This is a genomic window from Psychrobacter sp. AOP7-B1-24, assembly GCF_052376215.1.
Taxonomy (GTDB): Bacteria; Pseudomonadota; Gammaproteobacteria; order Pseudomonadales; family Moraxellaceae; genus Psychrobacter.
Genome location: NZ_JBQSVL010000016.1, coordinates 21,224 through 35,719, shown reverse-complemented (window position 1 = coordinate 35,719; position 14,496 = coordinate 21,224). Strand labels below are relative to the sequence as shown.

Annotated in this window: 10 protein-coding genes and 1 pseudogene; 7 read left to right on the top strand and 4 right to left on the bottom strand. The window is 39.5% G+C overall.

Annotated elements, in window-relative coordinates:
* Window positions 1–118: 118 nt before the first annotated feature.
* From carB to ACT3QP_RS05480, 4 genes are all read left to right on the top strand, one after another.
* Window positions 119–3,388: a carbamoyl-phosphate synthase large subunit gene (gene carB / locus ACT3QP_RS05495; protein WP_444524753.1), complete on the top strand. Its 3,270-nt coding sequence runs from the start codon at window positions 119–121 to the stop codon at window positions 3,386–3,388.
* A 338-nt stretch (window positions 3,389–3,726) separates the two neighbouring features.
* Complete coding sequence (greA, locus tag ACT3QP_RS05490; RefSeq protein ID WP_192520232.1) at window positions 3,727–4,203, top strand: transcription elongation factor GreA; 477 nt, start codon at window positions 3,727–3,729, stop codon at window positions 4,201–4,203.
* 380 nt (window positions 4,204–4,583) lie between these two features.
* The gene (locus ACT3QP_RS05485) at window positions 4,584–5,489 is read left to right on the top strand and encodes a hypothetical protein (RefSeq protein WP_444524752.1); all 906 of its coding nucleotides are present in this window, start codon (window positions 4,584–4,586) and stop codon (window positions 5,487–5,489) included.
* A gap of 208 nt (window positions 5,490–5,697) precedes the next feature.
* Window positions 5,698–6,273 carry a hypothetical protein gene (locus ACT3QP_RS05480; protein ID WP_444524751.1) on the top strand — a complete coding sequence of 192 codons (576 nt, stop codon included), beginning with the start codon at window positions 5,698–5,700 and terminating at the stop codon, window positions 6,271–6,273.
* Here the strand turns inward: ACT3QP_RS05480 and ACT3QP_RS05475 are convergent.
* From ACT3QP_RS05475 to ACT3QP_RS05460, 4 genes and pseudogenes are all read right to left on the bottom strand, one after another.
* Window positions 6,268–6,450 (bottom strand): annotated as a pseudogene (locus tag ACT3QP_RS05475) (transposase family protein); the annotation flags it as partial. The gene ACT3QP_RS05480 and the pseudogene ACT3QP_RS05475 overlap by 6 nt on opposite strands.
* A 364-nt stretch (window positions 6,451–6,814) precedes the next feature.
* Complete coding sequence (locus ACT3QP_RS05470) at window positions 6,815–7,447, bottom strand: hypothetical protein (RefSeq protein WP_444524750.1); 633 nt, start codon at window positions 7,445–7,447, stop codon at window positions 6,815–6,817.
* A gap of 1,425 nt (window positions 7,448–8,872) precedes the next feature.
* Window positions 8,873–9,340: a hypothetical protein gene (locus ACT3QP_RS05465; RefSeq protein ID WP_444524749.1), complete on the bottom strand. Its 468-nt coding sequence runs from the start codon at window positions 9,338–9,340 to the stop codon at window positions 8,873–8,875.
* Between the two features lie 3 nt (window positions 9,341–9,343).
* Window positions 9,344–9,751 carry a polymorphic toxin type 44 domain-containing protein gene (locus tag ACT3QP_RS05460; protein WP_444524771.1) on the bottom strand — a complete coding sequence of 136 codons (408 nt, stop codon included), beginning with the start codon at window positions 9,749–9,751 and terminating at the stop codon, window positions 9,344–9,346.
* Between the two features lie 945 nt (window positions 9,752–10,696).
* Between ACT3QP_RS05460 and ACT3QP_RS05455 the strand changes: the two genes are divergently transcribed.
* The 3 genes from ACT3QP_RS05455 to ACT3QP_RS05445 all read left to right on the top strand — a co-directional run bounded on the left by ACT3QP_RS05455 (window position 10,697) and on the right by ACT3QP_RS05445 (window position 14,431).
* On the top strand, window positions 10,697–11,965 hold the full coding sequence (locus ACT3QP_RS05455) for a putative DNA modification/repair radical SAM protein (protein ID WP_444524748.1): 1,269 nt from the start codon (window positions 10,697–10,699) through the stop codon (window positions 11,963–11,965).
* A 129-nt stretch (window positions 11,966–12,094) separates the two neighbouring features.
* Entirely contained in the window at window positions 12,095–12,967 is an 873-nt protein-coding gene (locus ACT3QP_RS05450) for a TIGR03915 family putative DNA repair protein (protein WP_444524747.1), read from the top strand.
* A gap of 156 nt (window positions 12,968–13,123) precedes the next feature.
* Window positions 13,124–14,431, top strand: a complete 1,308-nt coding sequence (locus ACT3QP_RS05445; RefSeq protein WP_444524746.1) for a glycosyltransferase — start codon at window positions 13,124–13,126, stop codon at window positions 14,429–14,431.
* Window positions 14,432–14,496 lie beyond the last annotated feature (65 nt).

The following is a 14,496-nucleotide window of genomic DNA, read 5'->3' as shown; positions in this document are numbered from 1 at the left end:
ACAATCTGCTATGTGCAGGAAATTATTTAAAATAAACACTATAAGATAGTGTGATTACTTTTTACCTACGACTTCAACGCAAAAATCCCAAACCGCCAAAATAGGACTTAACAACATTATGCCAAAACGTACCGATATAAAAAGCATTCTTATCATTGGCGCAGGCCCTATCGTCATCGGTCAAGCCTGTGAGTTTGACTACTCAGGCGCACAAGCCTGTAAAGCATTAAAAGAAGAAGGTTACCGCGTCATCTTGGTCAACTCAAATCCTGCTACCATCATGACCGACCCTGTCATGGCTGATGCCACCTATATTGAGCCGATTACGTGGCAGACGGTTGAGCAAATCATTGCCAAAGAGCGTCCCGATGCAATCTTGCCAACGATGGGCGGACAGACTGCGCTGAACTGTGCGCTAGATTTGGATAAGCATGGCATATTAACCAAGTACGAGTGCGAGCTGATTGGGGCAACCAAAGACTCAATCGAGATGGCTGAAGATCGCGAGCTGTTTGACCAAGCCATGAAGCGTATCGGCCTAGAGTGCCCACGCGCTGAAACGGCTGAAACCATGGAAGAAGCGTTTGCCACCCAAGAAAAAATGGGATATCCATGTATCATTCGTCCATCATTTACGATGGGTGGTTCAGGTGGTGGTATCGCCTATAACCGCGATGAGTTTATCGAAATCTGTGAACGTGGTTTTGACTTATCACCAAACCATCAATTGCTTATCGATGAGTCATTGATTGGTTGGAAAGAGTACGAGATGGAAGTCGTTCGTGACAAAAACGACAACTGCATCATCATCTGTGCCATCGAAAACTTTGACCCAATGGGCGTACACACAGGTGACTCTATCACAGTAGCACCAGCACAAACGCTAACGGACAAAGAATACCAAATCATGCGTAATGCCTCATTGGCAGTATTGCGTGAGATTGGTGTAGAAACGGGCGGCTCAAACGTACAGTTCGGTATCAACCCAGACACCGGCCGTATGGTTGTGATTGAGATGAACCCACGTGTATCGCGTTCATCTGCCCTCGCCTCAAAAGCCACTGGCTTCCCAATTGCCAAAATTGCAGCAAAACTGGCCATCGGTTACACGCTAGATGAATTACAAAACGACATCACTGGCGGTAGAACCCCAGCCAGCTTTGAGCCGGCACTTGATTATGTTGTGACCAAGATACCAAGATTTAACTTCGAAAAATTCCCACAAGCTGATAACATCCTATCGACGCAGATGAAAGCCGTCGGTGAAGTCATGGCTATTGGTCGTAATTTCCAAGAGTCTATGCAAAAAGCATTGCGCGGTATGGAAACAGGCAATGATGGTTTTGATGAGCAAATCGACTTTGCCGCTATTAAAGACGGTAAGCTCAGTGCTGATAAGGCCCGTAGTGAGATTATCAATCGTTTAACGATTCCTACTCCTGAGCGCATCTACTACATCGCTGATGCATTCCGCGTCGGTATGAGCGTCGACGAAGTATTTAACTTTACCAAAATCGATCCATGGTTCTTGGTACAAATCGAAGACATCGTAAAAACCGAAGCAAACGTTAAAGCATTAGGTTTTGGTGAATTAACGGAAAAGAATTTGCGCAGTTTCAAGCGTAAAGGCTTATCAGACCTGCGTTTGGCTAAATTGCTTGGTGTATCACAAAAGCAGTTACGCAAAAAACGTTGGGATTTAAATATCTATCCAGTCTATAAACGTGTAGATACCTGTGCGGCAGAGTTTGCTACCAGTACCGCTTATATGTATTCAACGTACGATAGCGAATGTGAAGCCAATCCAACCAATAACAAGAAAATCATGGTTATCGGTGGCGGTCCTAACCGTATCGGTCAAGGTATCGAATTTGACTATTGCTGTGTACACGCAGCGCTTGCAATGCGTGCAGATGGCTACGAAACCATCATGGTCAACTGTAACCCAGAAACGGTTTCAACTGACTATGATACCTCAGACCGTCTGTATTTTGAGCCAATCACGTTAGAGGACGTACTAGAAATCGTCCGTATCGAAAACCCTGATGGTGTTATTGTACAGTTCGGTGGTCAAACACCATTAAAACTAGCTCGCGCATTAGAATCTGCTGGTGTAAAAATCATCGGTACTAGCCCTGATGCTATCGACCGTGCTGAAGACCGTGAGCGCTTCCAGCACATGATTCAACAGCTTGATCTGACTCAACCATCAAACGCGCTAGCAACAAGCTTAGAAGACGGCTTAGTGAAAGCAAAAGATGTGGGCTACCCATTGGTTGTACGCCCATCTTATGTACTCGGCGGCCGCGCGATGGAAATCGTCTATAACGAAGACGAGCTAAGACATTATCTGCGCACTGCTGTACAAGCATCGAACGAAGCGCCAGTGCTGCTAGATCGCTTCTTAGATGATGCCATCGAAGTCGATGTTGACTGTGTCTGTGATGGTACTGATGTCGTCATCGGCGGTATCATGCAGCATATCGAACAAGCGGGTGTTCACTCTGGTGACTCCGCATGTTCACTACCACCTTACTCATTATCTAAAGAACTATGTGATGTGATGCGTGCACAAACCATTGCTATGGCAAAAGAGCTCGGTGTGATCGGCCTAATGAACGTACAGTTTGCCGTAAAAGGTGAAACGGTATATATCCTAGAAGTAAACCCACGTGCCGCACGTACCGTACCATTTGTTTCTAAGTGCATTGGTACATCGTTAGCGCAGGTTGCAGCTCGCTGTATGGCTGGCACCTCGCTTAAGGACCAAAAGTTTACCACTGAAATTGTGCCTGCCTTCTATGCAGTTAAAGAAGCGGTCTTCCCGTTTGCTAAATTTCCTGGTGTCGATCCAATCTTGAGTCCCGAGATGAAATCAACGGGTGAAGTCATGGGTGTTGGTAAAACCTTTGGCGAGGCATTCTACAAAGCCATCATCGGTAGCAACGAACGCTTGCCAGGCCTACCAACTGAAGGTGAAAACAAGACAGCCTTTATCTCAGTACGTGATAGCGACAAAGAGCAAATTGTACCTATCGCTCGCCAGCTTGCTGACTTTGGTTTTGACATTGTATCTACGACTGGTACGCAAAAAATACTGAGCGATGCGGGTATCGAATGTAAGCAAATCAATAAGGTTACTGAAGGTCGTCCACACATCGTTGATGCATTGAAAAATGGTAGTATTGACCTTATCATCAATACCACTGAAGGCAAGCAGGCACAGGAAGATTCATTCTCTATCCGCCGTAGCGCGCTACAAGGCAAAGTATTCTATGTCACAACATTGGGTGCTGCAGATGCTATTTGCAAGTCTTATGCAATTAACTTACCGTTTGAAGTTTACAAGCTACAAGATTTACACGAACAAGCAAAGACTATTGCTTAGTTCTATTGACTTGATTGAATAAATTCAGTAGATTAAGCATAACAGTCAAGCTAATATAACTGCTCATGCAAAGTTCCGCATGAGCAGTTATATAACCGTAATAGACAACACCTTTAAAAAGATAAACCCCAAAAGCATAGTGGCTAAACTGCGACTATGCTTTTTATTACGTAAAGTTAAAGATGTAGCATTTGAGCGCTAAGACGCTCATACATGACTGTCCGTTTGCTTATTACGCAGTTTGAACCTCACACTTTTTATATCTCATACCCATTGCAATAAAGCTAGCACCATCTCGGCATGAGGTGGTGCGGTGTTATTGGTTTAAGGAAAAAAATATGCAACGTTATCCCATGACTCCGCAAGGACATGCGGCTTTAGAAGCCGAATTAAAACAGTTAAAAAGTGTTGACCGTCCACGCATCACAGCGTCTATCGCTGAAGCTCGTGAACATGGCGACCTTAAAGAAAATGCTGAATATCATGCCGCGCGCGAACAACAAGGTTTCTGCGAAGCGCGTATCCGTGATATCGAAGCCAAGCTAGGCGGTGCACAAGTTATCGATCCTACCACCCTACCAAAAGAAGGCCGTGTGGTATTTGGCGTCAGTGTCATTATCGAAAATATGGATACCGAAGAAGAAAAACAGTACAAAATTGTTGGTGATGACGAGGCCGATTTCAAAGTTGGAAAAATTTCTGTCAACTCGCCAATCGCTCGTGGTCTTATCGGTAAGTCTGAAGGTGATGAAGCCCGTATTGAAACGCCAAAAGGCGTGGTTGAATACGAAGTAATGAAAGTTATATATGATTAATGAGACAGGTTTTTATAGCTATAATTTATTGCTGTTTAGATAAAAAACCTTTGTTTTTAGTCACGCTATAAAAAAAGACAAAACAGCTGTATACAATTTTATCTTTCTACTTAATTCGTTTTAGCGCATAATTGCGTAAATCTAAAGCATATCATCATGCAGATTTATCGCGCTGTTGACGAAAATAATGATTGCTGAATAATAAGCATTGGCTATTATCAGTACTGGCACCCTCGTTATTTGACATGCTTGATAGTGTCATTTAATGGGGGTTTTTTATGTAATACCTGTCACAAATCTTAGTATATATTAAGACATATCCTAAATATTTAAAAATAAGTACTACTGCTCCATTTTCTATTGGATGAAAGGAATATTTTATGATTTTAAACATCGGTACATCAATCACTACAAAAAAACTGGCTGTTCAAAAAACATCAAAACCCGCTGCAATATCTGCAATAATAGCAACCACCATATTCACCATATCGTCAGCATATGCTGTACCTGAAACTGCTGGTAATACGACTGCTATTGGCGACACTACTATGGTTAAACCGACTTCTGATAGTGTAATTCAAGCAACAACAGCGCCAAAACATGTTGTCAGTCAAAATATCAATGACACGATTATTACCCAAGGCAGCACAACAGTTACTCGCGTGCCTGTCACTAACCAGTCGAACAAAACTGTCACCAATGTTCAAGTTATCACCACACCACTGAATAACGTAAAACAAGTACTGCCCGTCGCACCTGCTACTCAATTACCAGTGATGAATGAATCAACAACCACTCAAATATTAACTACTCCATCAACACTCAATCAATCTGTAATCTCGCCAACGTTTACTGATCAGACTGTGAAATCAAATTCTTTAGAAACATTTCAACTGACCCCAACTTTTAGTAAGCCTGATATGGTCAGTGCACAAACAAAAATCATGAAAATTTTGAAGAATGAAGAAGGACAGGAGTTGGCGCTACCAACCAATCATGTCACCTCAGGCGATATCATTGAGTACCATACCACTTATACCAATAGCACCGATCAGCCAGTAAATAACATTAATGTGCTGGTGTCATTACCAGATAGCATTCAGTTGGTATCATTGAATAGTCTATTACCCACTCTAGCAACCACAGACGGTGAAAACTATCAGACCATTCAACCAATGAGTAATACAGTAGCCACGCAAGAAAACTATTCTGGTCTCAAATGGGACTTGGTCCATCTAGATGCCAGTGCAACACAGACCGTAGTGATACGCGCTAAGGTACAATAAAACTGATATTGTCGCGTATTATTATTTAATAGCTATCAGTATACGTAAAAGGTTTTGTGGACGATTTCTCTGGTTAACGAGACCTTTTTTGAAAGACAACTCACTTATTATGATATAAATAAATGCGTGTTTATTCAAAATTCACCTCGTACTGGTATTGGTTAAACCATTTTATTACGCATGTTTATACCACTAAGGAAGATGAATAATGAGCATCCTATCCATTAGAATACTTCTATTCATCCTTATTCTTATCGGCATATTTATTGTATTTAAAGCGATAAAATTATTTAAGAATGCATTCAATGGCGTTAAATTATTGACTCTCCCGTACAATGATAATCTAGGCCACTTCACTGTTTCAAAATCAGGCATTTATGCAATCTGGCACAAAGGCCCTCTTTTCAAAAAAACACCGCTGGCTAAGTTTCGACCTAATATATCAAGTACATCTACTGGCAAAGAGATTAAGCTATACCACTCAATCCTATCTCCGCGCTCAAGCAATCTCCAAACTGGAGGAGTTGAGCTTTTCACTTTTAGGGCGGAAGTTGGTCATTACGAGTTGAAGCTGGTACCAGGGTCAAGCACCTCAAGATTTCAAGCAATGATAGGAGGCGCCATGCCTATGGCAGATATTGATTTAAGCCGCTATTTTGTCGAAGTTAAAGAAAGCCAATCACAGATGCTAACGATACTAGCCATTCCTCTCTTACTACTTGGTATTGTAAGTATCATTGGCGGTTTGGTCATTGGGTTATTAGACCTCTTGCAAAAGTCATAGACCAAGCTCGAGATTGACCAGTCCTACGAACAATTTCATTCTTAAATCATAACGTTGATGTCGATTACGGTAGCGTTCAGCCACGATTTTGAATAGCTTAATCAGACCTATTTTATGCTCAACCAGAATACGAATTTTTGATAGATATTGATTGGCCTGCTTACAAAGCGCTAGTAGCTCACCTCCCTTTGGTCTCCTAAATTAGTTGACCACTACAACTACACCACCGTTTGGGGACAGCAAGCGCAAATATATTATGGTAGCTATGCGCCTGAATCAGCGTTTGATTACAAAGGTTTAGGACGTACTTATACCGTTGGTTATACTCATCACTTTTAAGTGATAATCTATCCTATCGTCAGTGAACTACTAAACCGCTACGGCGTCACCCTGCTTAGAGGTACTACTCATACAATCTGCAGTCGGCTGCCTTGTACCCATTTTAGAGTTATTTGACTCTAAATAATGCAGATAATGTAGACCCAAAAAAGTCCCTATTCAAATAAATAGGGACTTTTTTATTTCATAAAAACCATTACGTTTAAACATCACTAGATTTTGGCAGTCCATACGCTACGCTCTTAACCACTTCGTTATTTTGCTCAACACTCAATCGATAGCCTTTAATCATTCCTTCATAAGGCAAAGCACCCGCATATTTCTGATAATGCTCAATGATAGCTTCTTCCACTATTGACGCACGCTCTGCCTCATTTAATTTGACAAAATTATCAGGCAGAAGTATATGAGCCAATCGTAAAACATTGCCATGAGATATCCAGTTTGCGCCACTGAATTCAAAATCAATGTCTGCTTGTAAGCGGCAGGTAGGTGGTAGATAAGGATAATGCACTAAGTCGTGTTTAATCTGAGCGATATCTTCTGCAAATGGCTGATACGGGATGTCTATCACTTCAAATAGCTTGGATAAAAATTCATCAGCGGTAAAGTACTTATCTATATAGCTGCCATCAAGCCCGAGAAATCTGCTTGACAATACATGGCGCAGGCGCTCACAGGCAGGAATAGTATGCTTTAGTGGATACCCCATTTTTTTGATAACATCTTGCGAACACAGCTGAAGCGTGTCTATTTGATTGATTACATACTGCGCTAACAGATGATGTGGATAATAACGACGGGTATATTTTGATTGGTTGGTAACGTAACTCATGAGATTGAACACCTTCGACTCCTATCACTCCGACAAAAAAGTATAAATTAGGCACAAATGAGGATGTCGGAGTACAGGCTCACGCGCTTTACCAGAGTTGTTTTACATCGTGCTGGAAGTTGCAAGGTTTGTCACGCCGCCATCAGACTGTCGCTATGGATGGCAATGACAAAACTGTTAAACCCACGATAATTCGTTAAACGATAATAGCACATCAGATGATAAAAAATAAATACTGATATGTACACTTGCTTGTGAATGATCAAACACACTCTAACGACATACTAATACTTTCACTAAACGACGATATACTCATTTGAATACCTTCTGCTACTTTTACCATCGGTGTATTGTGAACCTCTTGATTAAGGTACTTAACATCTTTTATTTTTTCGAAGAGCTTATGATCTATACTTTTGCTATATGAACGCTCTATAAGAAGGCAGGCTTTTTCATGCATTATCTGCTCTAAATACTGTTATTAACAGAGAGTAGATGCCCTAAGTAGGTAGCCATGCAGAAATCAATATTGATGCAGTACCTATGTCTGGTTCAAAAGCTTGTTTTGATTACTCAAGCACGTTTAATTATTGAGTTTCTCTTCTATAATCATTACAGCCCTAATCTGAGTCCTGAGCGAGGAGCAAGCAAAGCTATACTTTGCGCGAACGCAAGGTGGTATCTGTGCTCAAATGCGAGAAAAGATAAGTACAGGCTAAGTTTCTACGACAAAGGTGGCTAGAGAATAATTTAGACAAACTGTATTATGATATGGGTTATATCTACCTTATTATTGATTGACTATAAGTTCAAATTAATCATGCGTTACATAATGAGTAACGATAACGTTTTATCTATAGTTATATGTAGTAATGTAAATACGATCACTAGTAGTAAAAATCTATTTTTAATAAAAAATACATTATCAGATTTAATTAATTTATATACAACTATTATATAAACCAATAGAACCAACCAAAGAGGTGGAAATATAATAAAAAATTTCATGGAAGTAAAAATATTATTGTAAAACGTTTTTGTCATCTCAATAGTAAAACCAAATGAAAAATCAGTTTGTCCATTAAACTTATTTTCAGCTATATAAGTTTTTCTGATATGAATTATCAAAGATATTATTGAACCAATAACAAATGATATTATTATTTCTAATACATTAAATTTATTATTTATTTCTTTGACCATAAATTTTTACCTTGTAGGTGGGCCAGATACTGTTTTGGTTGATGAGTCGTCCCATGGGGTCATAGGTGTAGATGCTGTCAAGGACGCCTTATTGGTGGTTGACCTCGACATGCAGTTTATTGCGCTCACTGTGGCGTATCTCTATATGCTGATCGGTGCTTGGGTCATGTAGGCTTTTCTAAAAAAGCATAATTACCATCTCAAATATTGTATATGTTAGAGTCAAGCACCTTCAATGAAGAAAAAACCACTAAATAATAAAGTAGTTATAAATAATTGAATAATTAAAATAAAGAGTAAAAACCTCTTTCCACTAATAATTTCATCTACTGTCTCTATGTGTTTTATATCCGTCTTCCTATACTCTTTATTTAATAAACTCTTTCTTAGCTTTACACCAATATACACTCCTAAATTATAGAACAATAGAAAAGATACACGAAGATAGTCATTCATTTTAAAATTTTCGATGTTATTACTAGTAAACTTGTTAAAAAAATATTTATCCTTTCCTATTTCGTATTGCAAGGCTAAACTTAACAACGGAGCTATTGCAAATAGCAAATATATAACTAGTATTGCATAAATCTCGCTATTTGTTTTTCTATCATCAAGAAAAATCCAGTAAGTAAGTAAAAATGTAAAGAATAAAAACGATAGTAAATGAAGAATAATTTTTGTTTTTTTCATAATTTAGTTCCTAGTATTCTCATAGACAATATTACCAGCCATCTCGCCTAATTCCCCTCCAAGTAATCCACCTGTCAAACCTCCCTCTATTTTCAATGTTTCTGTAATAACGGTTTTCCTTGTGTGATCGATATCACCGCTTATTTCTAATCTTACAACATTGCTTACAAACTGAGCTATATTTGAACCTGTGAGCAGCTCATTTGCTGTAAACCCTGCATACTTGCCTACATAGCCATAATGAATGTTTGACCAAACATCACAAAAATAATTGTAATCTTTATATTTATGAAAAAACGACTTGGGAATTCTACCCGATTCAATGTTTCTCTGAACAGCTAGATATTTAAGATTCGGATAATCTTTAATTTTAGGATTATGATCCCATGGTTTATTAGGATCTGCTTGTATGTAATTAAATTATATTAACCTTAATTAACTGAAGACTTATTTAGATATATCTTATATGCGAAATATAATATAGTAATTACTATTATAGAAATATAAAATTTTAATATAGTAAAAAGATGAATTATTATAGATATATGATCAATATAACTTTTATCACATTCTACACCTGCGCAATTATCATATACCACATAGAAAACCAAAAAAGCAGTATAAGAAGAAAAAGTATTTATCAAAAATATCTTTATAGGTATAATAATCTTTACTTTCACAATAGCAATAGTCATCAACATTCCAACAACACCAAGTAATATTGTGAAAAATAATGGATTTTTATGAAAAATATGCCTTGTTAAATAGCTATAGCTTAGATAGCATACTATGAAATAATTTACTAAAAACAAGCCTAAATTATATGTATATTTAGAATCCATTTTAAATTCTCATGATTTTATATGATTAATGATAAGCTTTTAATCATATGAATTAAAATATTTAAATGACCCAATGCCACTTATATAGTTAATTCACTGCATAAAAATTACAGCTATCCTAAATTAGTTGATCACCACAAGTATTAAGCTCATTTGAATTACCCAATATACATTTGCACTTGGTTCTTTTTAATTTTCTGTCTATATTTTGGATAAATAATAGCATTTTTCTTACGTGAATTAACTATAGTCAGTCCCAAATAAAAGAGATACAACCACGCGAAAAGTATTCGATCTGGCGTTTTTTTATGTCAATTATGGTTACGTCTGATGCCAGCATACTTTTTGAAATACCACTAAAAATTTTTATATAAATTCAAGTTATATCCAAAGGTCCAGGTTTTAATGACGACAACCGTTGTCGTTTGTTTTTTCTACTTTCGCTATAATTACAATGACTTAACGCTAATTTTGTTAAAATAGTGGTTCATTAATGCATTGGTAAATCGCGCTTATGGCAACCATTAATTATGAACGACTACAGGGCAAACTCAACATCTTAGCAGACGCTGCTAAGTACGATGTCTCTTGCTCCTCTTCCGCTGGTACGCGCAAAAATCAAGGCGGCGGTCTAGGTGATGCTTCAGCGACAGGTATCTGTCATAGCTATACCGAAGATGGTCGCTGTGTGAGTTTGCTAAAGATACTGCTGACCAATCATTGTATTTATGATTGTGCTTATTGTACCTCACGCAAGAGCAACGACACACCACGCGCTGCCTTTAGTGTCGAGGAAGTCGTTGATTTAACCATGCAGTTTTATCGCCGTAATTATATCGAGGGGCTATTTCTCAGCTCAGGCATCTTCAAAAACGGCGACTATACGATGGAGCGCTTGGTCGAGGTCGCTAAATTACTGCGTACTCGTGAGCGCTTCAACGGTTACATCCATCTAAAAACCATCCCAGGTGCGTCAAAAGAGCTGCTGCTAGAGGCGGGACTTTATGCGGATCGCTTGAGCGTCAATATCGAAATTCCAACCAAATCTGGCCTAGCGTTGCTCGCGCCAGAAAAATCACATGAGCAGTTAAAAGCGCCCATGGAGACGGTAAAAGAAGAGATCGTCACCATCCGTGAGAGCCGTAAAACTCATAAGAAAGTGCCCAAATTTACGCCAGCAGGTCAGACCAGCCAAATGATTGTGGGTGCCAGTAATGAGACCGACTTGCAAGTGATTCAGCTATCGAGTCATTTCTATAAGCAATATGATCTCAAGCGTGTTTATTACTCAGGTTATGTGCCGATGCTATCCGATAATCGTCTGCCAGCGATTGGCACACCTGTACCGATGGTACGAGAAAACCGCCTTTATCAGGCAGATTGGTTAATGCGGTTTTATGGATTTGCTGCGCACGAAATTGTCGAGCCAGACTCGCCATTTTTAGATTTGGACTGTGATCCAAAACTGGCTTGGGCGATTCGTCATCGCGAGCACTTCCCTGTCAATATTCAAACCGCAACGTACGAAATGATTGTGCGTATACCCGGTATCGGTACCAAAACCGCTAAAAAGATAGTCAAAGCGCGCAAGTTTAATCAGCTGACGTTATATCATCTTAAAAAAATGGGCGCGGCCGTCAATCGGGCCAAATATTTCATCGCAACCACGGGTAAGAACGAACACCTAGCTCATTTAACTCGCGATAACTTCCGACAATATGTATTGGCACAAACACAAACTAAATACAAAGATCAACGTAGTGGACAGTTGGCATTATTTTAAGTATAAAAATAGATTTTATTGGTAAAATTTATTCTTAAAATACACCAGCACCCAGCATCGCATGATTATGTTTGTATCTCTTTTATTTAGGACTGACTATACACGTCAACTGTTTTCTGAGGACAGATAATGTCAACACTTATTCAAAACCAAACCTACTCTGTCGGTCAATTAACACCCAGTATCATCATTTATGAGCCAAGTTTTGAGGGTTGGCTAAGTGCGATCTTTTATGCTTATGAACACAAACTACAGCACGATTCAACATTACAGCTCATAGCGCAAGATTGTTATGTACCGTCATTAATTGCTCAAGCAACCAGCGTGGGAGCTGATGAAGACAAAGCCGAGCGTGTCCTCGTAAAGCTAAATAAGCTATTGGGACAGTCAGGGATGCGCAATATGCTGTGGGGATTTTTATCCGAAAAAAACCATATCGGCACGACTCTATTTCAAGTCGCTAAATATGCCATTGACTACCCTAACCGCTCTGTCATGCAAGATTTGGGTAATTTAGACGTACTGGAGCTAGTACAAATGGTAAAATCTGTCGGTCGCGAGAAGCACCGCATGGAAGCATTTGTGCGTTTTGAGCATACCACTGACGATATATATTTTGCGCGTGTCGAGCCTGATTTTAATGTATTACCATTGATTGGCGAACACTTTCGTCAGCGCTATCAAGATCAACATTGGGCGATTTATGACATCAGTCGCGGGTTTGGCATTTATTATGACAAAAGTAAAAGCACAGCGTCACGCCCTGCCACACTGCAAACCATTACTGATCTTGATGATGCAGTACTGCGTAATCCTGCCAGCATTCATAGTCCTGATGAGCAGCGCTATCAGAAATTTTGGCAAGGCTACTTTACCAACGTCAATATTAAAGAGCGGAAAAACCCTCGTTTGCACAAACAGTCATTACCGCAGCGTTATTGGAAATACTTGTGCGAAAAACAAGTGCTGCCCAACGCTGAGCATCTACAAAAACGTCGCTAACTGTATTGAGCATGCAATACGTGATAGACGATTTAGATTTATCTCTCTTTAAAAAATGAGCAGTTAAAACGTATCTTTTTATCTTGGTGGTTGAGTTTTTAGCGCTTTTAACTGACAATAGCCACTTGATATTACTAACTTGTGATCGATGCTATTATGAAAGTTATGCGCTTACTGTCGTCTTTAAAGCATGATGAATCCGAGCGCGGTATTTTTCATCTTGGGCGAGCATTGGTCAAAAATGGTCATACCTCGATCATCATCTCAAGCGCTGATGAAGACAACGATCTGGTTAAACGACTCAAGCGCGATGGCAACCATTATCATCAGCTACAAATGAATAAAAAGTCATGGCTGTCATTATTACAAGTCGCTTCACTGCGCCATCTGATTGAAAAGTACGAACCTGACATCATTCATGCACACTCACGCACGCCTGCATGGATACTTCACTTAGCACTGCGCCGTGTACGTGTAAAACGCTTACCAAAGCTGGTATCGACCATGTATGGCTTTTACCCTATTAATAAGTACTCACAAGCATTACTCAATGTGGACACCCTTATTACGGTATCTGATAGTGTGACTAACTATCTAAAAAACAGACTACGCCGTGAAGACTGCGCGCCAAAAGTCATTAAGCGTATCTACCGTGGCATCGATACTCGCCGCTATCCCTATCGGCACAATCCTTCTGTTTATTGGCTACGCCACACCTTTGCAGAGTATCCTGAACTTGAGCATAAAAAGTGGCTGGTATTCCCAACCATCATTGGGAATCAGTATGGTCAAGAGTGGCTGATTGATATATTGGGTAATTTGCAAGAGCAATTTCCTAACATCCACGTCATTATTATGGACGATGACTACAAAGATGGTGACGTGGCACATGAAGACTTTCGCCAACGCACCAATACGCTAGGTTTGGCTGAACGTATTACCTATGTAGGTTGCAAGCGCAACGATATGAGGGAGTGGCTTTCAGCGGCTAATATCGTGATGGCACTGGCTAATGAGCCTGAATCTATTGGCATCAATGCACTACAAGCCATTCATTTAGGTACACCAGTTATTGGTTGGGATCAAGCCGCCTTTAGCGAAATTTTACAACCACTCTATCCGCAAGGACTGGTCAAAAAATACAACGCCAACGCACTCTGTAAAGCGGTTAGAAACCAACTAGAAAGCGTCACTCGTCCTGAGATGACAAACAAATTTACCATGCGTGAGATGATTATCAAAACCCTCGCCGTCTATCAAGATTTATATGACACGGCACTTGCCGAAGAGCAATCTGAAATAGATGCCGCTGCAGTAAAAAAGATTAAAAAACATTTAAAACCAGCTGCTTCTATTACAATAGACAAAGCCGAAACAGAAAATAATGATACGCTAGCCAGTACAGAGCTTTCACAAAAAAAGCTTTCTAAGACATCCGACCTCTCAAAAGAGGCAGATACTTAGAAAGCCTATTATAAAAATCTTGCGGTGTTGATTATTCACAAATCAACATTACTGACGCTAATATT